This window comes from Mesorhizobium sp. RCAM 05104 (genome assembly GCF_059683645.1).
Map to the genome: position 1 here is coordinate 5,682,998 of NZ_CM185033.1, position 26,218 is coordinate 5,709,215.

23 protein-coding genes and 1 pseudogene are annotated in these 26,218 nt (G+C 64.7%); 17 read left to right on the forward strand and 7 right to left on the reverse strand.

All coding sequences use genetic code 11. From position 1 onward, the window contains the following. The first annotated feature begins 3 nt into the window (after positions 1-3). From nirD to AC56QP_RS27800, 5 genes and pseudogenes are all read left to right on the forward strand, one after another. Positions 4-333: a nitrite reductase small subunit NirD gene (gene nirD, locus AC56QP_RS27780; RefSeq protein WP_489862576.1), complete on the forward strand. Its 330-nt coding sequence runs from the start codon at positions 4-6 to the stop codon at positions 331-333. Between the two features lie 4 nt (positions 334-337). Then, a pseudogene (locus tag AC56QP_RS27785) lies at positions 338-3,202 on the forward strand (nitrate reductase). 130 nt (positions 3,203-3,332) lie between these two features. Continuing rightward, positions 3,333-4,355, forward strand: a complete 1,023-nt coding sequence (locus AC56QP_RS27790; RefSeq protein ID WP_489862575.1) for an LLM class flavin-dependent oxidoreductase — start codon at positions 3,333-3,335, stop codon at positions 4,353-4,355. A gap of 45 nt (positions 4,356-4,400) precedes the next feature. Beyond that, positions 4,401-5,048: a ThuA domain-containing protein gene (locus AC56QP_RS27795; RefSeq protein WP_489862574.1), complete on the forward strand. Its 648-nt coding sequence runs from the start codon at positions 4,401-4,403 to the stop codon at positions 5,046-5,048. A gap of 125 nt (positions 5,049-5,173) precedes the next feature. Further along, positions 5,174-5,584, forward strand: a complete 411-nt coding sequence (locus AC56QP_RS27800; protein WP_489862573.1) for a hypothetical protein — start codon at positions 5,174-5,176, stop codon at positions 5,582-5,584. 10 nt (positions 5,585-5,594) lie between these two features. Here AC56QP_RS27800 and AC56QP_RS27805 read toward each other — a convergent pair whose 3' ends face one another. After that, complete coding sequence (locus AC56QP_RS27805; protein WP_497100968.1) at positions 5,595-7,622, reverse strand: amidase; 2,028 nt, start codon at positions 7,620-7,622, stop codon at positions 5,595-5,597. 213 nt (positions 7,623-7,835) lie between these two features. Between AC56QP_RS27805 and AC56QP_RS27810 the strand changes: the two genes are divergently transcribed. Next, a complete protein-coding gene (locus AC56QP_RS27810; RefSeq protein ID WP_489862571.1) occupies positions 7,836-8,111 on the forward strand; it encodes a hypothetical protein in 276 nt (91 codons plus the stop codon). A 43-nt stretch (positions 8,112-8,154) separates the two neighbouring features. Here AC56QP_RS27810 and AC56QP_RS27815 read toward each other — a convergent pair whose 3' ends face one another. From AC56QP_RS27815 to AC56QP_RS27830, 4 genes are all read right to left on the reverse strand, one after another. After that, complete coding sequence (locus AC56QP_RS27815) at positions 8,155-9,240, reverse strand: Gfo/Idh/MocA family protein (protein WP_489862570.1); 1,086 nt, start codon at positions 9,238-9,240, stop codon at positions 8,155-8,157. Positions 9,241-9,313: 73 nt separating this feature from the next. Next, positions 9,314-10,066, reverse strand: a complete 753-nt coding sequence (locus AC56QP_RS27820; RefSeq protein ID WP_256752211.1) for an ATP-binding cassette domain-containing protein — start codon at positions 10,064-10,066, stop codon at positions 9,314-9,316. Then, a complete protein-coding gene (locus tag AC56QP_RS27825) occupies positions 10,063-11,064 on the reverse strand; it encodes an ABC transporter permease (protein WP_489862569.1) in 1,002 nt (333 codons plus the stop codon). The genes AC56QP_RS27820 and AC56QP_RS27825 overlap by 4 nt, the downstream gene beginning before the upstream one ends. Beyond that, entirely contained in the window at positions 11,061-12,065 is a 1,005-nt protein-coding gene (locus AC56QP_RS27830; RefSeq protein ID WP_489862568.1) for a sugar ABC transporter substrate-binding protein, read from the reverse strand. The genes AC56QP_RS27825 and AC56QP_RS27830 overlap by 4 nt, the downstream gene beginning before the upstream one ends. Positions 12,066-12,165: 100 nt before the next feature. Between AC56QP_RS27830 and AC56QP_RS27835 the strand changes: the two genes are divergently transcribed. Both AC56QP_RS27835 and AC56QP_RS27840 read left to right on the forward strand, forming a co-directional pair. Then, a complete protein-coding gene (locus AC56QP_RS27835) occupies positions 12,166-12,453 on the forward strand; it encodes a hypothetical protein (protein ID WP_489862567.1) in 288 nt (95 codons plus the stop codon). A gap of 73 nt (positions 12,454-12,526) precedes the next feature. After that, positions 12,527-12,724 (forward strand): hypothetical protein, encoded by a 198-nt coding sequence (locus tag AC56QP_RS27840; protein WP_489862566.1) that lies wholly within the window; start codon positions 12,527-12,529, stop codon positions 12,722-12,724. A gap of 160 nt (positions 12,725-12,884) precedes the next feature. Here the strand turns inward: AC56QP_RS27840 and AC56QP_RS27845 are convergent, their stop codons facing one another. Then, a complete protein-coding gene (locus AC56QP_RS27845) occupies positions 12,885-14,033 on the reverse strand; it encodes an amidohydrolase (RefSeq protein ID WP_489862565.1) in 1,149 nt (382 codons plus the stop codon). 625 nt (positions 14,034-14,658) lie between these two features. Here AC56QP_RS27845 and AC56QP_RS27850 point away from each other — a divergent pair. Further along, positions 14,659-18,033, forward strand: a complete 3,375-nt coding sequence (locus AC56QP_RS27850; RefSeq protein WP_489862564.1) for an autotransporter outer membrane beta-barrel domain-containing protein — start codon at positions 14,659-14,661, stop codon at positions 18,031-18,033. Positions 18,034-18,258: 225 nt separating this feature from the next. On the opposite strand, the gene AC56QP_RS27855 is transcribed toward AC56QP_RS27850, so the two are convergent. Next, complete coding sequence (locus AC56QP_RS27855; RefSeq protein ID WP_489862563.1) at positions 18,259-18,702, reverse strand: SRPBCC family protein; 444 nt, start codon at positions 18,700-18,702, stop codon at positions 18,259-18,261. Positions 18,703-18,949: 247 nt separating this feature from the next. Between AC56QP_RS27855 and AC56QP_RS27860 the strand changes: the two genes are divergently transcribed. The 8 genes from AC56QP_RS27860 to AC56QP_RS27895 all read left to right on the forward strand — a co-directional run bounded on the left by AC56QP_RS27860 (position 18,950) and on the right by AC56QP_RS27895 (position 26,190). Beyond that, on the forward strand, positions 18,950-19,810 hold the full coding sequence (locus AC56QP_RS27860; RefSeq protein WP_489862562.1) for an FAD binding domain-containing protein: 861 nt from the start codon (positions 18,950-18,952) through the stop codon (positions 19,808-19,810). Then, positions 19,810-20,286 (forward strand): (2Fe-2S)-binding protein, encoded by a 477-nt coding sequence (locus tag AC56QP_RS27865; protein WP_489862561.1) that lies wholly within the window; start codon positions 19,810-19,812, stop codon positions 20,284-20,286. Before AC56QP_RS27860 ends, AC56QP_RS27865 begins: the two co-directional genes overlap by 1 nt. A 1-nt stretch (position 20,287) precedes the next feature. Then, complete coding sequence (locus AC56QP_RS27870; protein WP_489862560.1) at positions 20,288-22,552, forward strand: xanthine dehydrogenase family protein molybdopterin-binding subunit; 2,265 nt, start codon at positions 20,288-20,290, stop codon at positions 22,550-22,552. A gap of 14 nt (positions 22,553-22,566) precedes the next feature. Continuing rightward, complete coding sequence (locus tag AC56QP_RS27875) at positions 22,567-22,812, forward strand: MoaD/ThiS family protein (protein WP_489862559.1); 246 nt, start codon at positions 22,567-22,569, stop codon at positions 22,810-22,812. A gap of 506 nt (positions 22,813-23,318) precedes the next feature. Continuing rightward, positions 23,319-23,690, forward strand: a complete 372-nt coding sequence (locus AC56QP_RS27880) for a helix-turn-helix domain-containing protein (RefSeq protein ID WP_489862558.1) — start codon at positions 23,319-23,321, stop codon at positions 23,688-23,690. Further along, positions 23,683-24,708, forward strand: a complete 1,026-nt coding sequence (locus AC56QP_RS27885) for an ImmA/IrrE family metallo-endopeptidase (protein WP_489862557.1) — start codon at positions 23,683-23,685, stop codon at positions 24,706-24,708. Before AC56QP_RS27880 ends, AC56QP_RS27885 begins: the two co-directional genes overlap by 8 nt. Continuing rightward, a complete protein-coding gene (locus AC56QP_RS27890) occupies positions 24,708-25,379 on the forward strand; it encodes a C1 family peptidase (RefSeq protein ID WP_489862556.1) in 672 nt (223 codons plus the stop codon). The genes AC56QP_RS27885 and AC56QP_RS27890 overlap by 1 nt, the downstream gene beginning before the upstream one ends. Next, complete coding sequence (locus tag AC56QP_RS27895) at positions 25,372-26,190, forward strand: hypothetical protein (protein WP_489862555.1); 819 nt, start codon at positions 25,372-25,374, stop codon at positions 26,188-26,190. The genes AC56QP_RS27890 and AC56QP_RS27895 overlap by 8 nt, the downstream gene beginning before the upstream one ends. Positions 26,191-26,218: the final 28 nt, after the last annotated feature.

The window sequence follows — 26,218 nt, forward strand, 5'->3', positions numbered from 1 at the left end:
GAGATGAACTGGGTATCAATAGGCTCGCTGTCGGACATTCCGCGCCGCGGCGCGCGCTGCGTCGACACGCCGGAAGGCAAGGTCGCGGTCTTCCGCACCCAGGACGACCAGGTCTATGCCATCGACGATCACTGCCCGCACAGAGGCGGGCCGCTCAGCCAGGGCATTGTCCACGGCACGGCGGTCACCTGTCCCTTGCACAATTGGGTGATCTCGCTGGAAACGGGCAAGGCGCTCGGCGCCGACGAGGGCGCGGTGCGCACCATTCCTGTCAGGATCGAAGGCGAGCGTCTGTTCATCGCGCTGGAAGCGCTGGCCAGCCGCGCGGCCTGAACACATGGAGACCGAAGAAGCGCGCGAGGTGAGGACCACCTGCCCCTATTGCGGGGTGGGCTGCGGCGTGCTGGCGAAGGTCGCCGCGGACGGGCAAGTGTCCGTCCGCGGCGACCCCGACCACCCGGCCAATTTCGGCCGTCTCTGCTCCAAGGGCTCGGCGCTGGCCGAGACCATCGACCTTGACGGAAGGCTGCTCTATCCCGAGATCCACGGTCGCCGTGCCGGCTGGGACGAGGCGCTCGACCTCGTCGCCTCGACCTTCTCGCAAACCATCGCCGAGCATGGCCCCGATGCTGTGGCCTTCTACGTGTCGGGTCAGCTGCTGACCGAGGATTATTATGTCGCCAACAAGCTGATGAAGGGGTTTGTCGGCTCGGCCAACATCGACACCAATTCGCGCCTGTGCATGGCCTCGTCGGTGGCTGGCCACCGACGCGCCTTCGGCTCCGACACGGTGCCGGGCACCTACGAGGACCTGGAGCTCGCCGATCTTATCGTGCTGGTCGGCTCCAACCTCGCCTGGTGCCATCCCGTGCTTTATCAGCGCATCGCGGCGGCCCGGGAAAAGCGGCCGGAGATGAAGATCGTGCTGGTCGACCCGCGCCGCACCATGACCGCCGACATCGCCGACATGCACCTGGCGATCGCGCCGGATGGCGACGTCGCTCTGTTCACCGGGCTGCTCGCCTATCTCGGCCAGCACAACGCGCTCGACCGCGCCTATATCACGGCGCGCACGACCGGCTTCGGGCAAGCGCTTTTCGCCGCCTCGGCGCTCGACCTTGCCGGTGTTGCCGCCGCCACGGGGCTGAGCGAAGACGAGCTTGGCCGCTTCTACAACCTGTTCGCGGCCACAGCGAAGACGGTGACCGTTTACAGCCAGGGCGTGAACCAGTCGTCGTCGGGCACCGACAAGGTCAACGCCATCATCAACTGCCATCTCGCCACCGGCCGTATCGGCAGACCGGGGGCGGGGCCGTTCTCGGTGACCGGCCAGCCCAACGCCATGGGCGGCCGTGAGGTCGGCGGCATGGCCAATATGCTGGCCGCCCATATGGAGATCGAAAATCCAGACCATCGCGACCGCGTGCAACGCTTCTGGAACGCGCCAGCCGTTGCGCGCAAGCCCGGCCTGAAGGCGGTCGAGATGTTCCAGGCGGTGGCCGACGGGCGCATCAAGGCGCTGTGGATCATGGCCACCAACCCGGTCGATTCGATGCCGGACGCCGATGCCGTCGAAGCGGCGATCAAGGCCTGCCCGTTCGTGGTGGTGTCGGACGTGCTGGCCAACACCGACACCGTCCGCCACGCCCATGTCCGGCTGCCTGCCGCCGCGTGGGGCGAGAAGGACGGAACCGTCACCAATTCGGAGCGCTGCATCTCGCGCCAGCGGGCGTTTCTGCCCGCGCCCGACCAGGCGCGGCCGGACTGGCGGATCATCGCCGAAGTCGGCAAGCGGATGGGTTTTGGCGAGGCGTTCGCGCATGAGACGCCGGCGGAGGTTTTCGCCGAACACGCCGCGCTCTCCGGATACGAGAATGACGGTGCGCGGGATTTCGATATCGGTACTTATGCCGGAATCGATGGAGAAGATTACGACGCGCTGGCGCCTTTCCAATGGCCAGCGCCAAGCCCAGCCACCCCCTCTGGCCTGCCGGCCATCTCCCCCGCAAGGGGGAGATCGGATGTCGCACCGGCCTTCGCCAATCGCCAGCGATGCAGGAGATATGCCGGCGTCAGAGCTGCCAATCTCCCCCCTTGCGGGGGAGATGGCCGGCAGGCCAGAGGGGGGTGTTCAGGCGGGACGTCAGCCGGATGTCGGTATTCATGAACATGGCTCATCCAGCTCACGCTTCTTCGCCGACGGCGATTTCTACACACCCGACCGCAAGGCGCGTTTCATCGCCATCCGCGCCACCGTGGAAATCCGCACCAGCCCGGACTTCCCGCTGATCCTCAACACCGGCCGCGTCCGCGACCACTGGCACACCATGACGCGGACCGGCAAAAGCCCGCGGCTGTCCCAGCACATCGCCGAGCCGTTCGTTGAAATCCATCCGGCGGATGCAGCGCAATACGGCATCGGCGACGCTGACATCGTGCGCGTTTCCAGCCTGCGCGGCGAGGTGCTGGTGCGCGCGCTGGTCACGTCTCGCCAGCGCCAGGGCAGCCTGTTTGCTCCGATGCACTGGACCGATCAGTTTGCCGCAAGGGGCCGGCTCGATGCGCTGACCGCGCCGCTGACCGATCCGGTTTCCGGCCAGCCGGCGCTGAAACATGTCGCCGCCCGCGTCGAGACGTTTGCCGCGAAAGCCTTCGGCTTTGCCGTGATGCGCCGCAAGCCAGCGTCGATTGCCGCACCCTATTGGGCCGTGGCGAAATGCAGGGGTGGCTGGCGGGTCGAACTCGCCTTTGACGATGACGATATCGACTGGACTGCCTTTGCCGGGGCCCTGTTCGGCGCGCCAGCGGGGGCGACATGCTCGCCTATCATGACCGCGACGCCGGCCAGCATCGCATCGCCGCTTTCGACGGCGCCCAATTGTCCGGCGCCTTGTTCGTCGCGCCCGGACCGGTCGCCGTATCGCGCGGCTGGGCGGCGGAACAACTCGACGAAATCCACGCCGGACAGCGCGAACGCTTCCGGATCGTCGCCGGCCGCGCCGGCGCCGATCGGCCGGACGCCGGCGCGATCGTGTGTTCCTGCTTCAGCGTCGGCGCCAACCAGATCGCGGCGGCCGTGGCGGGAGGCTGCACGAGCGTCGAAGCGATCGGCGGCACGCTGAAGGCCGGCACCAATTGCGGCTCCTGCCGGGCCGAAATCCGGGCGATCATCCAGGCAAATCGAGTTCGGGCGGCAGAGTGACGCGCCCCGAACAGGAGCCGTTCCGGACGACGGATTTCGTTGCCTGGTAACGCGGATATGACGAGGTCTCGTCAGGTCCCGCCATCGCTTTTGCATTGAAGCCTGGCCCACATCCTTATATCGCATTTCCATGAAGAAAATCGGCTTCCTCTCATTCGGGCACTGGACGCCCTCGTCACAGTCGCAGACGCGGTCGGCATCGGACGCGCTGCTGCAGTCCATCGACCTCGCCGTCGCCGCCGAGCAACTGGGTGCGGATGGCGCCTATTTCCGCGTGCATCACTTCGCCCGCCAGCTCGCTTCGCCATTCCCGCTGCTGGCGGCCGTCGGCGCGAAGACCAGCCGCATCGAAATCGGCACCGCCGTCATCGACATGCGCTACGAGAATCCGCTCTACATGGCCGAGGACGCGGGCGCGGCCGATATCATCGCCGGCGGTCGCCTGCAGCTTGGCATCAGCCGCGGCTCGCCCGAGCAGGTGATCGACGGCTGGCGTTATTTCGGCTACGCGCCACAGGAAGGGCAGAGCGACGCCGACATGGCGCGGCACCACGCCGAGGTCTTCCTCGATACGCTGCGGGGCGAGGGGTTCGCACAGCCCAATCCACGGCCGATGTTTCCCAATCCGCCGGGCCTGCTGCGGCTCGAGCCGCATTCGGAGGGCCTGCGCGAGCGGATCTGGTGGGGCGCCGCCACCAACGCCACTTCGGAATGGGCGGCAAAGCTGGGCATGAACCTGCAAAGCTCGACGCTTAAATTCGATGAGAACGGCAAGCCTTTCCACATCCAGCAGGCCGAGCAGATCCGCATCTATCGCGAAGCCTGGAAGGCGGCAGGCCACAGCCACGAGCCGCGCGTCTCGGTCAGCCGCAGCATCTTCGCGCTGGTCGACGATCGCGACCGCGCCTATTTCGGGCGCGGCAACGAGAGCCGCGACCAGATCGGCTTCATCGAGGAGAACACCAGGGCGATCTTCGGGCGCAGCTATGCCGCCGAGCCGGACGTGCTGATCAAGGAATTGGCGCAGGACGAGGCGATCGCCGAAGCCGACACGCTGCTGCTCACCGTGCCCAACCAGCTCGGTGTCGACTACAACGCGCATGTCATCGAGGCGATCCTGACCCATGTCGCGCCGGCGCTGGGCTGGCGCTGAGGCCAGCGCCCGATCGACCACGCGATAGCTCCAGGGAGGTACACCATGCCGAAGAAAGCCCTGATCGCCTGGGGCGGCTGGGAAGGCCATACGCCAGAGCGCAGTGCCAACGTCATCCGCGCGCTGCTTGAACGCAACGGGTTTGCCGTCACGCTGGGCGAAGGCACGGCGATGTTCGCAGACCCGGAGCTTGCTTCCTTCGATCTCATCGTACCCGTGATCACGATGTCGACGATCGAGAAGGCCGAACTTCAGAACCTGACGCTTGCCGTTCGCCAGGGAACCGGGCTTGTCGGCTTTCATGGCACGATGGGCGACAGCTTCCGCAACGAGCCCGACTATCAGTTCATGACCGGCGGCCAATGGGTCGCGCATCCCGGCGACATCATCGACTATCAGGTGGTGATCACCCGGCCGGACGACCCGATCACAAGAGGCATCGGCGATTTCGCCTACCGGTCGGAGCAATATTACATGCACGTCGATCCGAGCAACGAGGTGCTCGCGACGACCACTTTCACCGACGCGCATTTCCCGGGGATAGGCGGCGTTGTCATGCCGGTGGTCTGGAAGCGGCGCTATGGCTTGGGGAAGGTGTTTTACAGTTCCCTTGGACACACAGCGGATGAGTTCGCGGTGCCGGAAATGGCGCTGATTGTCGAGCGCGGGTTGGTGTGGGCGGCGCGGGGCTAGCCTCTGTCGGTCACAAATTGCAAAGGCAAGCCGGAACCGTGGGCGGTAGCGGTCCGCATTCCAGCAATGGCTGGAAAGCCGGCCGCAGGCGAACTACCATCCAGCGAATGGCGAAGGGGGGTGGAATGGATCATCAGCGAACTGTATTTTTGGTCGGAGGGGGCACGGGCGGAGACGAGGAAGCCGTGTTTACACTGCATGTTGACGGCGCTGTCTGCAGCCTTGCATGTGCCTACCGCGATAAGGTTATCAAGGCCGACGAGGAAGACTTTTTCGAGGCTCTGTTCCAGATCCGTCAGGAGCTCGAAGCCGACGGCTTGCTGCCCTTCTGTTACGGGGCAAGTGCCAATGTTTATCCCGAGAATACCGTGATGGAGAAAAGTCGCGGGTTGATAGCCTGCAAGGTGAAGACGGGCCAATTTCCCCAGGAGACCGATCTGGTCGACATATTTGATGATGGCGTCGACGTGGTTCCGGTTTTCGTCCATATGCAACAGCAGTTTTGGGAAGAATGGCTGGCTTCGCTGCCGTCTTAGCGGCTGGCACTCACCCGATCCCGCCGGTAAACACATAGGCGCCAGCGCTGCGCCCATCATCCAGCCGCACCACCCCCGTCACGATCGAGCCATACGAGCCGCGCCAGACGCTGTGGAGCCGCTTGTGCTCACTGGCCGGAACCAGCGCGCGTCCGCTGAAGCGCGCGCCGCTTCGCTGCATGGCGACAGGCTCTCCGTTGACATGCACCTTGAGGCTGGCGTTCTCGGCTTCGGCCGACCCGACAGGCAGGTCTAGCATGATGGTGATCTCGTCCTGATCGCCCAATGTGCGCGTTTCTGCTGAAAGCGCGATCGCGAGCGGCAGTGCCTTGCCATTGCCGGCTTGGCTGGGACGACCTGAAAACACGTCATCAGCCAGCTCCGGCGTGCGCGGCGGGCTCGTGCGGCGCTGTGTGGCGCGCTCGTAATCGCCAGCCATGCGCAGCAGCCTTTCGTCATCATAAGCCTTGCCGGCAAAGGTGAGGCCGACCGGCATGCCGATGTCGGCCATGGTTCCCATCGGCACGGTGACGGTCGGGATGCCGAAATGGCGCCAGACCAGATTGCCGTTGGCGACCCAGGTGCCGTTGCGCCAGGCGAGTGCGGCCGACGCCTCGTTGACATCGGCATCGGCCGGCCCGACATCGGCGGCGGCCGGCAGCACCACGGCGTCGATGCCCTGCGCATCCAGCCAGTCCTCGAAATCGATCCGCCTTGTCGCCTCCAGCCCCTTCAGGCCGTCGTCCAGCGTCGGGATTTCCCTGAAGGGCGTGACGCCGGATTGGGCCCGCTCGACATACTCCGCCAGGTCGAATCCGCCGTCATAGCGGTCGGGCAGCGTGCCTGGCGGCTGCGGGAAGATCTTCGGGCCGTCAACCGAGGCGAGATCGGGGAGGGTCGGGTCGGCATTGGCGCGCAGGAAATCGTCCCAGCCCCAGATGCAGAGATCCCAGATTTCACGGTCGGCGAATTCCTGCGGCACCAGCCCGCGCTCGACCATGGTGCGCGCGCCGGGGCGGTCGCGCTCATAGTTGGAGACGACGGGAAAATCGACTTCCACCACCTCGGCGCCAAGCCGCTCAAGGTCCGCCGCCGCCCGTTCCCACAGGGCGAGCACCGAAGCGCGGGTTTCGATCGGCCGGTCGGCTCCGGCATCGCGGCCGATGTACATCCTGGGCACGCCGAGCCGCATACCTCTGAGCGATCCCGCCAGCGCGAGATCTGTGTAGCGCTGCGGCCGCATGTCGGAACTTTTCGGCAGCTCGACCCAGGACTGCGCGCGCCAGAAATCGCCACGTGTCTGCGGATCATCGGCAACGATCACGTCGAGCAACTCCAACATGTCGGGCATGGTCCGCGTGTGCGGCACCACCACATCCATGGTCGGCACCAGCGGCCAGTTGCCGCGCACCGAGATGACGCCGCGCGACGGCGTGTAGGCGACCAGCGCGTTGTTGGTGGCCGGCGCGCGGCCGGACGACCAGGTTTCCTCGCCGAGCCCGAAGGCGCAGAAGCTGGCGGCCGTTGCGGTGCCGGAGCCATTGGAGGAGCCCGACGCGAAGGCGGCGGTCAGGTAGTCGCCATTGTAGGGGCTTTCGGCGCGGCCATAGACACCGCGCTGCATGCCGCCATTGGCCATCGGCGGCATGTTGGTGAGGCCGATCAGCACGGCGCCGCCAGCCCGCAGCCGGGCGATGGTGAAGGCGTCCTCATTGGCGACGAGATGCTCGAAGGCCGGCGAGCCGGCGGCCACCGCCAGCCCGGCGACCTTGTAGCTGTCCTTGGCGGTGTAGGGGATGCCATCGAGCGGCCCGAGCACAGCGCCGTCGCGGCGCCGCTGGTCCGAGGCGGCCGCATCCTCGAACATGTCAGGGTTGAGCACGGGGACAGCGTTGAGGCTGATGCCATGGCGGTCGAAATGCGCGATGCGCCGCAGATACGCCCCGACCAGCTCGACACTGGTGACGATGCCCCCGTCGAGCGCGCGGCGCAATTGTTCGATCGTCGCTTCGACGAGGTGGAGGCTGGCATCGGTCATTGCTGGTCCCAGGCTGTCGTTTGCAAATCATGGATGGGCGAGGCCGCCGCCGACGGCAAGAGCCAATCGCGATTTGCCGGCGGTCCTTGTTGCAAGCTGGTGTTCTTGCGGTCGCGCTGGCGCGATGCACGAACCTGCCCCGTCGGGAACTTTTGTCGGGCTGGCGATTTTGGATGTATGGTGTGATTCCGGATGGCCAGAAGGGTATTCCAGATGACGACAAAACGCTTTGCGATCCTAGCTCTCGCTTTCGTAACAGGCTCAAGCCTTTGCGCATCGGCGCTCGCCGGCGAGCGGCATCATGGCCACCGGATCCAATCCGAACGCTACGTCCCCGCCGATGGCGATCTCATCGACATCCTGTTCGGCGGCCCGCGCTACTATGATCAGCAGCTGGTCACGACGGCGGCTGGCGCGTGCTCGTACCATCGCGTTGGGCCTGACGCGAATGCGTTGAACAAGATCAACGATCACCACTGCGGGAAGTAGACCGCGGCCTCGGGCTCGCTATAGCGGCTTTCCAGGCCGGTGCTCAGCGCCGGCCGCTCTCCTTCATGCGCGCTATGATGTCAGCCATCAGGGCCAGGTCGCGGCGGGAATCGGCAAGGTCGGTCACCGGCTTCGTGCCTTCGGAGATGTGGCGGTGGAAGATCTCCAGCTCGTTGGAGAAGGCGTCGCCATAGAGCGGCCCGAAGGTTTTGGTCACCGGGCCGAGCGGACCGGCGTCGGTCACCTCGAGCCGGGTCGGCAGGCTGCGGATATAGGGCGTGTCGTAGATGATGCGCACCCGCCTGGTGTTGGAGCGCACCTCGATCATAGCGTCGAACAGGCCGAGATCATCGACCACCGCGTCATACAGACAGGCGAAATGGCCGTAGTCGAAGGTGATGCTGGTGTTGGCGCCGCCATTGGTGCGGTGCGCGGCGACCACGCCCATGGGCTCGCCGATCAGCCCGCGCATCGCCGAAATGTGATGCGAGGACAGCGCCGTCAGCCCGCGATAGGCACGCATCAGGTCGGCGGGGGCATCGGCGCCAACCACCTCGCGGATCAGCGCATCCCGCTCCTTGGCGCCACGCGCCAGAAGGGCAGGGTCGATGTCGTTGGGATAGAGGACGTTCTGGCTCTTCTTGAGGAAATGCCGGCCTTCCGAGATGAGGTCGAAGATGCGGACATGGGTGATGTCGGCGTGATCAGGCAGTTCATCCCTGGCCGCCAGATAGGCCGGGGCGTAGCGGCGCATGTAGCCGACGAAAAGGGTCTTGTCGTAGGTCGGCATCAGCGCCAGCAGATCGTCGATCTCGCGCACCGTCAGGCAAGCGGGCTTTTCCAGCAGGACATGCTTGTTGGCCTTCATGGCCGCGCGTACGAAGCGGCTATGGGTGTCGTCGGACGACAGCACGAACACCACGTCGATGTCGGGTGAATTGATCAACGCCTCGGCCGTGTCGAAGGCTTTTGCCGTCGCATATTCGGAGGTGATGAGCGACACCAGGCTTGGCGAGACATCGTACACGCCAGCGATCCGCCAGCGGTCGCGCTGGTCGGCCAGAACAGACAGATGGATCGACTGCGCGACCTCTCCAAGACCCACAAGTCCGACACGAAGTGGTGCCACTCTCAAACTCCCCTTGATTTCAAGCCTGATGCCGGCCGAGCTGGCGGCCAGCACTGATTTCACGATCGGCCGGTCACGCCGCGCCGGTGACCAGCGCGACGAGTTCGTTGCCGGTGGTTTCGGAGGCGCGCACCGTCGCCGCCATCTTGCCCGCCCGCATCACCCAGATCTGGTCGGACAGGCGCCGCACCTGATCGAAATTGTGGCTGACCAGGATGACTGAGACCGACTGTTCGCGCAGGCGCCGGATCAGCGCCTCGACATTGGCGGTCTCCTGCACGCCGAGCGCGGCCGTCGGTTCGTCCATCACCACCAGCTTGGCGCCGGAGCCGACGGCGCGGCAGATCGAGATCGCCTGCCGCTGGCCGCCCGACAGGCGGCGCACACGCTGGTTGATCGACGGCACGTTGATCGACAGGCGCGACAGCATGGCGCGCGCCTCGCGTCGCATCGCCTTGCGGTCGAGGAAAGCGAAGGGGCCGATGCGGCGCACGAGCTCGCGGTTGAGGAACAGGTTCTGCGCCACCGTCAGTTCGTCGATCAGCGCCAGGTTCTGGTGCACGGTCTCGATGCCGGCCTTGCGTGCGCCGTCGGGGTTGGAGAAGGGGTGCTGGCGGCCGTCGAAGACGATGGAACCGGTATCCGGCACATGCACGCCGACCAGGCAGCGGATCAGTGTCGACTTGCCGGCGCCGTTGTCGCCGATGACGGCGGTGACCTCGCCGCGGCGCGCCTGGAAGGCGACGTCGGTGAAGGCGCGGACACCGCCGAAATGCTTGCTCAGGCCTTCGCAGGCGATGATCGCGTCGGAGGAGGCGGCGCTCATTTCTGGTACCGCATGATCAGCGCCGCCAGCACCACGATGGCGCCCACGGCGAGCGGTTGATAGAAGGCCGACACGTTGAGCAGTGTCAGGCCGTTGACGAGAGCGGTGAGCATCAAGGCGCCGATGGCCGGACCCAGGATGCTGGCGCGGCCGCCGAACAGGCTGACGCCGCCCAGGACCACCGCCGCCACCGAATTGAGCAGCAGGCTGGTGTTGATCTGCGGCTCGGCCGAACCGATGCGCGCAACCAGAAGGATTGCCGCGATCCCGGCGCAGAAGCCCGAGATGGTGTAGGCGGCGATCTTGACCCGGTTGGTGCGGATGCCGAGCGCGCCGGCACTTTCGACCTGACCGCCGGTCGCCAGCAGATGCACGCCGAAGCGTGTGTGATAGAGCGCGATATGCGCCACGATGACGGCCGCGATCGCCACCCAGACCGGATAGCCGAACGGCCCGAAGGAGCCTGAGGCGAGCCTGAGCAGGAAGGTCGATCCGACCATGGTCGGTTCGCCGCCCGACAGGATGAGGCCAAGACCGGTGATGCCCGACAGCGTGCCGAGCGTCACCACGAAGTCAGGGATCTTGCCGGCGGTGATGATGAGGCCGTTGAGGAAACCGATGGCGCTGGTGGTCAGCACGCAAAGCACGCAGGCGATGAAGATGCCATAGCCGGCCGCATTGACGAGGCCCAGGATGATGGCGCCGAGCATGACGGCGGCCGCCAGCGACAGGTCGATGCCCGAGGTCGCGACGACGAAAGTCTGGCCGATCGACAGCACGACCAGGATCGCCGCCGCCAGCAGCAGCGCCTGCAAATTGGCGACGCTGAGAAAGACCGGCTGGGCGATGCCGAAGACGATGACCAGGCCGACCAGGCCGACGACGGATGCCCAGTCGGCCCAGAAGGACGGATCGAGGAGGAGAGCCGCCAGGGAGGGACGGCTCTCCTCCGCGCCCGCCGAATGGGCGGCGGGCGCGTTGTTCACGGAATTGCTCACTTCAGCATCTCGCGGAAGGGATCGGGATAGTCGCCGCCCGGACGCGGGAAGTTCTTCAGCGAGGCATCGGCATTGTCCTTGTTGATCAGGAGCACCGGCGCCGGCACGTTGGCGGGCAGTTCCTTGCCCTTGGCGGCCAACGCACAGGCTTCCACGCCCATGGCGCCGACGACATAGGGATATTGGGCGACGGTGGCGGTGAGTTCGCCTGCCGCGATCGACTTCAGCGCGTCGACGATGCCGTCGAGGCCGATCACCTTGACGTCCTTGCCCGAGGTCTGCACGGCGCGTTCGACGCCGAGCGCCATGATGTCGTTGGCGGCGAAGAAGCCGGCAAGATCAGGATGCGCGGCGAGGATGTCGGTGGCGGCGGTCAACGCCTTCTCGCGGTCCCAGTCGGCGCTGACCATGACCACGACTTCGAGCTTGCCTTCGACGGCCTGCTTGAAGCCCTTGATACGGGCATTGGAGCCGACATCGCCGACGATGCCGGCGACCAGCGCGACCTTGGCGCCCTTCGGCACCAGCTTCAGCATTTCCTCACCGGCCAGCGCGCCTGCGGCGACATTGTCGGTGCCGATATAGGTCGAAACAGCGAAGCCGGCGGCCTTGGCCTGCTCGGCGTCGATGGTGCTATCGATGTTGACGATCGGCTTCTTCTTCTGGGCGACCGGCACCAGCGCCTGGACGAGGTTGGAGACGCTGATCGGGTTGACCAGGTAGCAATCGAAATCCTGCATGGCCATGGCGGTCAGGCGGTCGGCCTGTCCGGTGGCGTCGCCCATGTTGGCGGCGGCCTGGACGCTGACATTGACGCCATTGGCCTTGCCCTGTTCCTCGATGCCCTTCTGCATGGTCTGGAAGAACGGGTTGTCTAGACCCTTGACGATGGCCGCGACCTTCGCCGCGTCCCCGGCGTGGGCCGGTACCGAAACGATCGCTGCAAGCATGCCTGCGCCAAGCAGACCCGTGCCGAGCTTTAGGCAATTGAACACGCGCATGTTGTTCCTCCTCCTGATTGTTTGATGTGTTGCATCAGTTGTCCAGCGAATGCCTGCCGCGGATGGTGCGGATCGCAGCTCCCGGTCCGGGCGCTTTTTCATGTCAGGCATTGCTCCTCCCAGAGCGCCGGCGGATGCCTTGCCAGCGTTTCCGCATGTTTTAGAAAAAATTGACATGCGTCAAGATTTAAAATGGTGCGCAGTGATTTTTGCTGACGATACCGAACCGCTCGACCGTGCGAATGCCGCCTTGCAGGTCCATGGATCGCAATCCCGGGTTCAGGCGCCTTCGTGTCAGGCATTTGCTCCTGCCGGAGCGCCGGTCGACGCCTTGCCAGCATTACCGCCGTCACTGGCCGGCGGGCCAATGAAGACGACGCCGCTCTGATGACCTGCTTGCGTGAACCGGCGGACGCCATACCGGGAGCAAGGGAGGATGTGGAGCGTTGGGAGGTGAGACAATGTCTGGTCATGACGACCTGATCCGCGCGGCCATCGGACGGCTGCTTGCCGAGAAAACCGGCGTCGCGGTCATATCGATGAGAGAGATTGTCACGGAGCTTCTGGCTCGGACCGGTGTCGTGCTGGACGAAAGCCTGCAAGACCTGCTGCTGGAAATGGCCGATGTTCGCGGCATGACGGTCGCTCTCGACCTTTAGGGCCAATCGACATCCATGTGAGAAATGCGCACCCGAATAGAAGGTGCGGACGAAGGCTATTTCCCAGGCCGAGGCGCGCGGGCGATGGTGGCACTCTCGCACGAGTCGCTCCGGTTAGGCAGTCGCGGGGGCAACCCAAGCGCCGCGCCTCGGCCGGGAGTCACCCCAGCAAATTGCGCGCCGTGCGCATGAAGATCTTCGACCCGATCGGGATCAGGTCGTCCGGAAAGTCGTAGTCCGGGTTGTGCAACGCGGGGTGCCGCTCGCCTGCGCCAAGGAAGAACATCGCCGACTTGGCACCGTGGCCGAACAGGCCGAAATCTTCCGAGGCGCGCATCGGCAGGGCTTCTTCTCCATGCACGACGCCCTCTTCGTGGAGCGCTTGCCGCAGATGCTCCACCGCATCCGGCGCGTTGACGCTGGCGACGAAGATCTCATGGTAGTCCCAGCGGGCGGAAAGGCGCTGCTGGCCGGCGATCTCCGTGACCAGAGCTTCGGCGGCGGCGCATAAATCCGCCATGCGGTCGTCGCGACGGGTGCGCAGCGTCGCCCAGACCTCGGCATGAGCGGGCGCGATGCCGAACACGGCTTCGCCCATCTCGGCGTGAGTGACGGTCACCATGGAGAACTCGTCGTCGGCAAAGGTTGCGCGTCCGAGAGCGGGCAGGGCCGGCATCAACTGGCTGATCGCCATCATCGGCGATGTGCCGGTCTCGGGCATCGACGAATGCGCGGTCTTGCCCTCCAGCACGATGCGCATGCCGCGCGAGGCGCAGTTGACCACGCCGGGTTTGAGCCGGACCTCGCCGAACGGCACGCCGGGCAAATTGTGCAGCGAGAAAGCGAAATCCGGCGCGATCTCGCCGAATCGGGGATCGGCGACGACGCCGGCCGCGCCATTGCCGGTTTCTTCCGCCGGCTGGAACATCAGCACGACGCGACCGCTTGCTGGCCGCTCGCGCCCCAACTGGCGGCCGAGGGCGGCCAGGATCGCGGTGTGCCCGTCATGACCGCACATATGCGATTTGCCCGGCACGCGCGAAGAATGCGGCACGCCTGAAAGTTCTTCGATCGGCAAGGCATCGAGTTCCGAACGGAACATCACCGTCGGTCCCGCCCTGCCGCTTTCGTATATGGCCGCGACGCCATGTCCACCCAGACCGGTAAGCACCTTGTCCGGTCCTGTATCGGCGAGGAAGTCGACGACCTCTTTTGCCGTATTCTCCTCCTGATTCGAGATTTCCGGCTGCTGGTGCAGCTTGCGTCGCCACTCGGTCAGCTCGACAATGTCTCGATTGGTAAGGGTCACGCTTTCCGCCTCCGCTGCATTCTTCACGACACGCCCGATCGTCCGGGCATGTCGGAACGCGATGACGAATTGCTACCGACAAACGGCAGCACCCGCCACAGTCCAATTTCCATGCTTCAGCGGGCCAGAAGCGCGGCGATGCTGTTCCTGCCGAAGGGGCTGATGCGGATTTTGGGGGCAGGGCGCGGACGGCCTGAGGGCACTTGTCAAAACTCGACCATCTGACTGTCGCCATGGTTGAGAGGGTAAGCAGGGGACGTCAGGAACGGCCAGGACCGGTCATTCCGCCCTGCGCCAGGGAAGGCGCGGACCAGGTCAGGAATCCATCATTCGAGTGCTCCGCGGGCGATCGCGCACGACGAGATGATGTGGGCGCGAGGGCGCGATTCTGGTTCGGTTCCGAAGAGCAAGCGATCCTTGTGTTGTCCCTTCCTCTTTTAAGAAGACTCTAATTTAGATTTATAAAAACAAAATAATTTTAGATGTTGTTCTGTCACGCAAACGTCACAGACTTGCCGTTACTCCCCAGTGTTAGCTTTTTAGTAGTCCTTCTGGCTATAGGTGTCTTGCGGGGCAGTAACTTTCATGCTGCGTTCGGCTCTTCGGGGAATCAGGGGACCAGGGCATGACGGGGCGGTTTTTGAGGAGCGACGGGCCTTCTACCATTACGACCCTTGCTGCCGCCCTTGCGCTGAGCGTCGCGCCCGCTTGGGCTGATGGCGGCAATGGCAGCGGTGTAGGTGCCGGACAAGGCGGCATCGACGGCGCACTCTCAACCGCCACGGGTCAGGATGCCGCCAACGGCGCGACCGCCGGTGGTGGCGGTGGCGGCGTTGACCTCACGACGGGCAACGGCGCGCCGGGAGGTTCGGGAGGAACGGCGTTGACATTCAACGCGCCGAACGGCGTTGCCGGTGCGACCGGCGCTACGGGCCAGGTCATTTCGACAAGCGGAACAATCTCAACCAGCGTCAGCGGTGGGACTGGCGGCCCGGGCTCCAATGGCGTCAGTGGCGTGGTCAGGGGCGGCGGCGGCGGTGGTGGCGGTGTCGGCGTCAGTGCCACGGCGGACACTGTCGTTACCGGCAGCGGATCGGTCACAGGCGGCACTGGCGGCCTTGGAGGCTCCAACTCCAATGGTGGCGGCGGTGGCGGTGGCGTCGGCGTGTTTTCATCGGCCAATGTTACCGTGGAAGCCGGCGGCAGCGTCACGGGTGGCGTTGGCGGTCGCGGAAGTTCGCAGAGCGGCGGCGGTGGTGGCGCAGCTGCTGTCGTCCTGACCGGCGGCGGGACAGTCCAGAATAGCGGAAATCTGGTTGGTGGAACTGGCGGAAGGACCCTCGCGGCGGCGGGCGGCGGCGACGGCGGAGCCGGCGTTCTGTTGCTTTCGGGCGGAACGGTCATCAACGGGACGGGGGCGACGATCACTGGTGGAACGGGCGGTCAGGCCGGGGCGGCCGGAACGGCCGGCGATGGCGGCGCGGGGATCAAGGGCGCCAACATCGCCATCATCAATGCGGGCACGATCAGCGGCGGCGCCGTCGGTGCGGGTGGTGGAACGCCGGTAGCCGGCAGAGCCATCGAGTTCACCGGCGGGGTCAATTCGCTGGAAATCCAGGCCGGCTCGACCATCGCGGGCAATGTGGTTGCCTTCAGCGCCGCCGATACTTTCAAGCTGGGCGGCGATACCAACGCCAGTTTCGACGTGTCCCAGATCGGCGCTGGCGCCAAATATGACGGGTTCGGGTTCTACGAGAAGACAGGGAACAGCACCTGGACGCTGACGGGGACGACGACCGCCATCACGCCCTGGACATTGACCGGCGGTATTCTGCAGATCTCGAGCGACAACAATTTGGGCGACCCTTCGGGCGGCTTGACCTTCAATGGCGGCACGCTGGAAACCACCGCCGACATCACCAGTGCCCGGACCATCGCGCTGGCGGGAGGCGGAACGTTCCTGACCGATCCGAGCACGACCCTCACGCTCACCAATGTCATCTCCGGCGCAGGCGGCCTCACGAAAGCCGGCGACGGCACGCTGGTTCTGACAGGCGCCAACACCTACGCTGGCGGCACAACGATCACCGCCGGCACGCTGATCGGCGATGCGGCTTCGATCCGTGGCGACATCGGCAATTCCGGCATCGTCGTGTTCGACCAGGCGGCGGACGCCAGCTTTGCCGGCGATATCTCCGGCACCGGCACGATGGCGAAGGACGGCGCCGGCACGCTGACGCTAACCGGCATCTCCGTGCTCGACTGGACCATCGACCAGGGTGGCCTCGTCTCGGCGGCCGAGCGCTTCGGCGGCGATGTCTCGATCGGCGCGGGCGCCTCCTTCACCTTCGACCAGGTCGCCGACGCCAGCTATGCCGGCGTGCTCTCGGGCGCCGGCACCTTCGTCAAGGACGGGCTGGGCATTCTGGTGCTAGCCTCGGACAACTCAGGCTTCACGGGCGCCACGTCGGTCAGCGGCGGCACGCTTGCCGCGGGCGCGGCGAACGCGTTCAGCTCCTCCTCGCTGTTCTCCGTCGCCTCGGGCGCCACGCTCGATCTTGCCGACACTTCCCAGACGATCGCCGGGCTGACCAACGACGGAACGGTGCGCATCGCCGGCAGCAATCTCGGCAACACGCTGACCATCAGCGGCGACTATGCCGGCAATGGCGGCACCGTCATCCTCAACACAGCGCTCGGCGGCGATGGCTCGGCGACCGACATGCTGGTGATCGCCGGCGACACATCGGGCACGGGCACGCTCCAGGTTGTGAATTTCGGTGGCGCGGGAGACCAAACGGCCGAAGGCATCAAGATCGTCGACGTGGGCGGCATCTCAAACGGCACCTTCTCGCTCAAGGGCGACTACACTTTCGAAGGCGATGCGGCGGTCGTCGGCGGCGCCTATGCCTACAGGCTCTACCAGGGCGGCACGAGCACGCCCGCCGACGGCGACTGGTATTTGCGCTCCGCCGTGATCGTTGACGGCGGACCCGAAACTCCACTCTATCAGGCCGGCGCACCGCTCTACGAGGCCTATGCGGGCGTACTGCAGACCTTCAACCAGCTGGGCACGCTGCAGCAGCGGCTCGGCAACCGATCCTGGACCGTCGAAGCGCAAGGCGCCGATGGGATCTCCGATGAGGTAAAGGCCGAGGCGGGCATCGGGCTGTGGGGCAGGATCGAAGGCACCAGCGGCTCCTACGATCCGGAAAGCTCCACCACCGCAACGACTTACGATACCTCGACCTGGAGGCTGCAGACCGGCGCCGACATGCTTCTTTCCGACAGCACGGCCGGTCAGCTCATCGGTGGCGTCGCCTTCCAGTATGGCACGGTGTCCGCCGACGTCTCGTCGGTGTTCGGCAGCGGGTCGATCGATACGACCGGCGCCGGCGTTTCCGGCTCGCTGACCTGGTACGGCGCGGAGGGCTTCTACCTCGACGGCCAGGCGCAGGTGATCTGGTACGACAGCAATCTCGACTCGGCGACCGCCGGACAGCGGCTTGTCGACGGCAATAACGGCGTCGGCTACGCGCTCGGTGTCGAAGCGGGCAAACGCATCATGCTCGACCCGAGCTGGTCGCTGACGCCGCAAGCGCAGCTTGCCTGGTCGTCCGTCGATTTCGACTCCTTCACCGACGCCTTCGGCGCAAGAGTTGCCTTGGGCAGTGGCGACAGTCTGCTCGGCCGCCTCGGCCTCGCGCTCGACCACCAGACGCAGTGGCAGGACCGGACCGGTCGCGCCGGCCGCACGGATGTCTACGGCCTCGCCAACCTTTATTACGATTTCGAGGATGGCTCGTCGGTCGACCTCGCCGGCAGTAGCCTCTCGAGCCGGAACGAGCAGCTGTGGGGCGGTCTCGGCATCGGCGGCACGATCAATTGGGCCGACGACAAGTTCTCGGTCTTTGGCGAAGCCGTCGCCCGTACCGGCCTGAAAGACTTCGGTGACAGTTACGCGCTGACCGGCACGCTCGGCTTCCGGGCCAAGTGGTGAAAACCGACAGGCTGCCGCGCACGCTTCTGCGCCAACGCCCGGGATGCGGCGGGCGCGACTTGCGTGCCGACCTGCGCTGAGGGGGACAAGAACGAGCCGGGAGCTTGCCTTTGGCGTTTACGGCAATCGACGGCCGGTCCTCCGGCCGCCGGATCCATCGCCGCAGCTATTTGTTTCGACGCAGTTCCGGACGGAAAAGCGCTACGCACTTTTCCTGGACCAGCTTTATTGATTGATCTCGGGCTCGACCAGCTTTGCCAGGTTCCGGAGCGATTCCTGCCAGCCGAGATAGCAGGCCTCGACCGGGATGACGTCCGGAATGCCGGCCTGGGTGATGTCGACTTCGGTGCCGACCGAGACTTTTTTCAGGATCACGGTCACCTGGATCTCGCCGGGCAGGTTGGGGTCGTCGAATTTGTCGGTGTAGCGCAGGCGCTCGCCGGGAATGAGTTCGAGATACTCGCCGCCGAAGGCATGGCTGCCGCCGGTCGTGAAGTTGCGGAAGGACATCTTGAACGTGCCGCCGACCTTGGCCTCGAGGTGATGGACCGTGCAGGTGAAGCCGTTCGGCGGAAGCCACTTCGCCAGCGCGTCGGCTTCGACGAAGGCGCGATAGACCTTCTCCGGGGTGGTCGTCAGAACGCGGTGCAAACGTACGGTGCCGGGCATATCCTATCCTTTCATGATGCCTGTTCGATGCCCCAAGGACGAACGAGGCTTGACCAGTCCGACACAGGCGCCCAGATTTTTCGAGGGCCCGGCCGCAAGCCTGTCCGATTGGCGTACACCGGTCCAGGCTGCTTTGGGACTCGATTTTGCGGCGCCTGGCCCAATCGTCGCAAATGACGAACCGGATAGCCATTGTGAGGAGAGTGTTTATAACGGTCGCTGAAATCGCGATAATCAAGGGGAGACGATGCGCTACATACGTCCGCTTTCAATCGAAGATGCCGTTGGCCAATTGGCCGGATCGGCTGGCACATCAGCCATTCTCGCCGGAGGCAGCGACCTGCTGGTGAGGATGAAGGGTGGTTTTGTCGAACCCGACCTGATCGTCGACATCAAGGCGATCGCCGGCCTGAGCGAGATCCGCGAAACGGCCGACGGCTTCAGCATCGGTGCGGCGGTCCCCTGCGCCGTCCTGGGGGAGAGCGCGGCCCTGAAGAAGGCATGGCCCGGCGTCGTCGAAGCCGCAAAGCTGATTGGCTCCAAGCAGGTGCAGGGACGCTGCACCATCGTCGGCAATCTCTGCAACGCCTCGCCGGCGGCCGACAGCGTGCCGGCGCTGGTCGCGGCCGGCGCCAGGGCATCGATTGTCGGGCCGGGAGGCAGGCGCACGATTCCCGTCGGGAGCGTGCCGACCGGGCCGGGCAAGACATCGCTGGCCAAGGGCGAAATCATCGAGGCGATCCTGCTCGACAAGCGCGCGCCGCGCTCGGGCGATGCGTATCTGCGTTTCATTCCCCGCACCGAGATGGACATCGCGGTGGTCAGCGCCGGCGTAAACCTGACGCTCGACGAGCACGGCGTCATCAAGGCGGCCCGCGTGACGCTGGGCGCCGCGGCGCCGACCGTGCTTCTGGTGGAGGAGGCGGCCGAGGCCCTCATCGGCAGGAAGCTGGACGAAGCAGCACTCGAGCGGCTCGCCAAGGTCTGCTTCGGGGCCTGCCGCCCCATCGACGACAAGCGGGGCACCATCGAGTTCAGAAGGAAAGTTGCGGGTGTGCTGGCCGGGCGGGCCGCCACGACCGCCTATGCACGCGCAGGAGGCAAATGATGGCTGGTGTAGCAGTCTCAACGACAATCAACGGCGACAGCGTCGAATACCTTTGCCAGCCGGACGAGACGCTGCTCGACGTGCTGCGCGATCGGCTCGGGCTGACGGGCGCCAAGGAAGGCTGCGGCACCGGCGACTGCGGCGCCTGCAGCATCATCCTCGACGACCGGCTGGTGTGCTCGTGCCTGGTGCTCGGCGCGGAAGCCGAGGGCCGGCGCGTCGAGACCATCGAGGGCATGGCGCAGGGCGACAAGCTGCATCCGCTGCAGCAGAAGTTCCTCGAGCACGCGGCGCTGCAATGCGGCATCTGCACGCCCGGCTTCCTGATCGCGGCCAAGGACCTGCTGGCCAAGAACCCCGATCCGACCGAGGAGGAGATCCGCTTCGGCCTCGCCGGGAACCTGTGCCGCTGCACCGGCTATGACAAGATCGTGCGCGCCGTCCAGGACGCGGCCATCGTTATGAAGGGAGCCTGAGATGAATTTCGATCCGCGTTTTTCGGGGCGTAAATTCACATCCGTCGGCACGCGCCCCATCCGCCCCGACGGCATCGACAAGGTGACGGGCCGCGCCCGCTACGGCGCCGACTTCAACATGGCCGGCCAGCTGGTCGGGCGTATTCTGCGCAGCCCGCACGCCCACGCCACGATCAGGAAGATCGATACCTCGAAGGCGGAGAAGCTTCCCGGCGTGAAGGCGGTGATCACCGCGGCCGACCTGCCCGACCTCACCGACGGCGATGCCGCCATGTACGACATCCTCGACAATTGCATGGCGCGCACCAAGGCGCTCTATGACGGCCATGCGGTGGCGGCGGTCGCGGCCGTCGACGCCCGCACGGCCCGGCAGGCGCTGAAGCTGATCGTGGTCGACTACGAGGTGCTGCCGCATGTCACCGATGTCGACGAGGCGATGAAGCACTCGGCGCCGCTGATCAACGATACGATCTTCACCGAGGGCCTCGAGGAAAAGCCGGTAAAACCGTCCAACGTCACCAAGCGCAGCCAATTTGGCCATGGCGATGTCCACCAGGGTTTCGGCCACGCCGATTTCATCGTCGCGCGCTCCTTCAAGACCGAGCAGACGCACCAGGGCTATATCGAGCCGCATGCCTGCGTGGCGAGCGTCTCGTCCGACGGCACCGCCGACCTCTGGGTCTGCACGCAGGGCCATTTCGTCTACCGCCAGCACTGCGCCCAGCTGCTCGGCATGGAAGCCTCGAAGCTGCGCGTCACCTCGTCGGAGATCGGCGGCGGCTTCGGCGGCAAGACCCATGTCTGGGCCGAACCGGTTGCGCTCGCCCTGTCGCGCAAGGCGGGCCGGCCGGTGAAGCTGGTGATGACCCGCGACGAGGTGTTCCGCGCCTCAGGACCAACCAGCGCCACCTCGATCGACGTCAAGATCGGCGCCCGCAAGGACGGCACCATCACCGCCGCCGAAGCGACGCTGCGCTATTCCTGCGGCCCCTATGCCGGCTCCTGGGCCGAGATCGGCGCCATGACGGCGTTTGCCTGCTACAAGCTCGATAACGTCAAGACGGTCGGCTACGAAGTGCTGGTCAACCGGCCGAAGACGGCGGCCTATCGCGCGCCCTCCGCACCCATGGCGGCGTTCGCGGTGGAAAGTGCCGTCGACGAACTGGCCAAGGAGATCGGCATGGACCCGGTCGAGTTCCGGATCAGGAACGCCGCGCAGGAAGGCACAAGGTCGTCCTACGGCCCGGTCTACGGCCCGATCGGCATCGGTCCGACGCTGGAGGCGGTGAAGAACCATCCGCACATGAAGGCCAAGCTCGGCAAGAACCAGGGCCGGGGCATGGCTTGCGGCTTCTGGTTCAACTTCGGCGGCCAGACCTGCACCGACCTCAACATCGGCATGGACGGTTCGGTCTCGCTTGCCGTCGGAACCGTGGACGTAGGCGGCTCCCGCGCGTCGCTGTCGCTGGTGGCGGCGGAGGAACTCGGCATCGCCTATGAGCATGTGAAGGCGATCGTCGCGGACACCTCCAGCCTCGGCTACAACGACATGACCGACGGCAGCCGCGGCACCTTCTCGTCCTCCATGGCAACGATCTCGGCCGCCCGCAACGCGATCAAGATCCTGCGCGAACGCGCCGCGCAGATGTGGGACATTTCCGTCGACGACGTGGTCTGGGAAAAGGGCCACGCGGTTGCCAAGGGCGAGAAGCACGGCAATCTCGGCAAGCTGTCGCTGAAGGAGATCGCCGCCGCTTCCGGCAAGACCGGCGGACCGATCGCCGGCCACAGCGAGCTCGTCGCCGATGGCGCCGGCGTCTCCTTCGCCACCCATATCTGCGATATCGAGGTCGATCCCGAGACGGGTTCGACCAGGGTCATCCGCTACACGGTGGTGCAGGATGCCGGCAAGGCCGTGCACCCGACCTATGTGGAAGGGCAGTACCAGGGCGGCGCCGCGCAAGGCATCGGCTGGGCGCTCAACGAGGAGTATATCTACGGCAAGGACGGGCGGCTGCAGAACCCCGGCTTCCTCGACTATCGCATCCCGGTCTGCTCCGACCTGCCGATGATCGACACGCAGATCCTCGAAATCCCCAACCCCAACCACCCCTACGGGGTGCGCGGCGTTGGCGAGACCTCGATCGTGCCGCCGCTGGCGGCGATCGCCAATGCGGTGTCGAACGCGGCGGGCGTGCGCATGACGCACATCCCGATGTCGCCGCCCCGCATCCTGGCGGCGATCGAGGCGGAACGGGGAGGCTAGGGCGAGGTCGAGCGATGGTCGAAGTCACGCTCTGGGGCGCGCTCGGCCAACTCGCCGGCGGCCAGAGCAAGGTCGAGGTCGAAGCCAAGGACATAAGGGAGCTGTTCAGGAAACTGGCTGAACAGTATCCCGCCTTCGAGCCGCTGATCGACCGCGGCATCGCTGTCGCCATCGACGGGACGATCTATCGCGATACGTGGTCGAAGGAATTGCCAGAAGGGGCGGAGATTTTCCTGATGCCGAGGCTGGCGGGGGGGTGAGGGGGCAGGCGTCTCGCTGCCTTCGCTTAGGATCAAGGTTGCGAACGTCTTGGTGTGGGCCGCAAGCGGTCAATCTGCTTTGAATTTCCCAAAGTAGAAAAGCTGCCATCGCCGCGCGGCTGTAGGGTCAGAGGAAACTTAGATCAGCCGCGTTATGCAGCGCCCTATTGTCTGTTTTTCAGACATGTGCTAGATTTGAGTCGGATAAATGGACATGCGAGGTATCATCATGTTCCCTGCCAGAGCGTTTGAAGACGCAATCCGAAATGAAATCAGTACGGCTATCAATGACTGTCCTGCTCCACGCGCGGCATGGGAGCCTGCGGTTGACTCGCTCGTGATGGTCCGGGTTGTTTTGCGTATCGAGGAAGAGTTCGCACTCAATCTTCCGGACGACGTAATGCCAGCTGGTGGCTTCCGTAGTGTCGAACACTGCGTAGTGACCGTCATGGAGACATGTCGTGAGGCGTGGAGAGTGAGCCAGCATGAAAGCGAGGAGGTGTAATATGGCACGGACCCCTGTTGGATTTGCCGGTCCAAACCCCGAGGCCGTTCAGCTCGGCAAGCGCCTCAAGGACGCACGTGAATATGTGGGCATCACACAAGAAGAAGCGGCGAACCATCTGAACGTCCGCCGCTCGGCAATTTCGGAAATGGAGGCAGGCAAGAGGGGTGTAGGCGCCCTTGAAATGAAAAGCCTAGCCGCTCTCTACGAGCGGCCCACGTCCTGGTTTACCGGCGAATCCGAGCAGCACGTACCCGAAGACGTCGCATTCCTGGCGCGCACCGTGAGCGATCTGTCAGAGAACGACAGGGGTGAGCTGGCAAGCTTTGCGGAATTCCTGCGCTCCCGTTCGAAGGTGGCCAAGAATGGCTAGGGCGCCCACGCGCGACGCAGTCCTGAAGGGCATGCGGGCAGCGCTTCGCCTGCAGCGCGACCTCGGCCTGGATCAAGGCGCCGCGCGAGGGCATCGTGTGGACGTATTCGGCTCGATTTACAGACAGAATGTCCCCTTGCTTTTCCGGAAGCTTGAACCGCTCTTGGGGGCTTATCTGCGCGAGGAGGGCAATCCAGGGATCATTCTGACGACGCGTCGTCCGCTTGGCCAACAGCGTTTCACCGCGGCCCACGAGCTTGGACACCATGTGCTGAACCATGATCCCCAAGCGGATGATGATAGTATTCTGCGCCGGTCGCCGGATCATGCTCGGGACTACATCAACCTTCCACCCGCCGAGCAAGAAGCCGATGCTTTCGCGTCATACTTCCTCGTGCCTGACTGGCTGATTACGGCACTCATGCAGCGTCACCATTGGACGCCGCAGCATCTTCAGAATGCTGACATCGTCTACCAAATGGCATTGCGCGTTGGCGCAAGCTATCGCGCGACACTCTACGCGCTAGTGCGCAACAGGGTTATTGCGACCGGAATCCGGAAGCAGCTTGTTAAAGCGCAACCAGCGACGATCAAGCGTGCACTCGTGCCCGACTATCCAATTGGGTCCACGCAAAACATCGATGTGTGGCACCTGACGGAGCGAGACGAGGGTACGGTGATCGAAGCCGGCCGGGATGACTTGTTCGTGGTCAAGCTGCGAGAAGACAGTAACGCCGGTTACGTCTGGAATTTCGACGAACTGGAAATGGCTGGTTTCGCGATACTCAAAGATGGTCGCGAACAGGTTGCCGAAGGGGTCGTTGGGGCTCCGACGATCCGACATGTACTCGCGCGTGCTTCCGACGCGACCGTGCACGGTGTCTATACTTTGTGGGAGCGCCGACAGTGGGCTCCGGAGGACGATCCCAAACGCTGGTCGTTCGACTACAGGCCTGTCTATTCGCACGATGCAGGACTGTTTCGCCCCTCGTTCAAACACGCGGGCGGTGCGCGCTGATGTTGAATGTCGTCGCTGATCTGAGAAAGCGGCTTGAGCCGGCCCGCGATCAAGGCCGCCGCCCAACCTGCCTTTCTTTCGCGGCGAGTGCGACCCACCGTGCGGCGCATAAGCACCCAAGCCAGTTGTCTCCTGAATGGCTCTATTACCACGCAACGCGACGTGACGGGTTGCAGCCGGACCAAGGTTCGACGATTGAAGCGACCTGTGTGGCGATCTTGAATGACGGTCAACCGGATGAGGTGTTCTGGCCTTACCAGGGTCGCGACGTTTGCCCCAATCCCTATCAGCCGCCCAGCCAACGCCCAGTCGTCGTCCGCTGCGATACCGGCCAACGCAGCAGCGATGCTGATCGCTGGCGCTCTGAGATCGATTCGGGCTCACCTGTCGTCATCACATTGTTCATTTCGCCCGCGTTTTACCGGGCGGCACGGTTCATCGGACCGGAGGCGCTGATGGCGGAGGATCATATTCCGATCGATCCTGCACTGGCGCATGCGGTCGTCCTAGCCGGACACGGTTACGTTAATGGCGTATCGCATTTTCTGGTCCGCAACTCCTGGGGACTGGGATGGGGATGGGCAGGCTACGCCTGGTTCTCCGAAACCTACCTCACCCGCCGCTTTGCCGGCGCCTTCGTCATCCAAGATGGAGCATCCGACGATGTATAATCCCATGACGCCCGCACCCACTCCCGTCTCCGCATGGGTTGGGGCTGCCCTCCGGCTCAAGGCCGACGGTGATCAACACGGGCTTATGCTCCATATCGAAGATCCGACCGGATTTTCGCCGGGGGAGGACGAGATTGTGTGTCAGGTCGACGCGTTCCTGCGCGATCAAGACAAATGCGGCGTCAGCACGGTCGCAAATACGATCTTCCCCGCCGCCCTTGATAGAGGCGACGGCATCGATGCGCTGACGAAGCGCTACATGCAGGTCTACGAGCGCCGCATGCATCGTCAGGGCGAGTGGGGTCGCTATTTTCAGCGTATGGTCGCCTGGCCGACCGGTAGTGGCAAGGGTGCGGGAACCGTCAATCAGCTTTCCGCGAATATCGATACGCTCCGGGCGATGAGAAGCGGAGAAGCGAAGTTCTTCGGCAACGTGACAGAGATCGCACTCTTCGACCCGGCTCGCGATCTGCGCAAGAAAATGAACCGGCAATGCTTGAGCTTCATCGAGCTGAAGCCCGAGCGCGAGGGACATATGTGGCGGCTCAGCATGATGGCCGTCTATCGCAACCACTACTACGTCCAGCGCACGCTTGGTAATCTCATTGGCCTCGGCCGCCTGCTGCAGTTCATCGCCAACGAAACGGGTTTTGACATTGGGACGCTGACAATCCAGTCCACGCATGCGTGCCTCGATCCAGACCTGCAACGTGGCGAGGTTTTCGATCTGATAACAGCTTGCGACGATCCAACTGCCCTGACTGCCTCGCCGAGCCGCAGCAGTGTGCAACATCGGGTTGGCGCTCGATAAATCTGCGCCGGTGGACGAAATCTGCGAG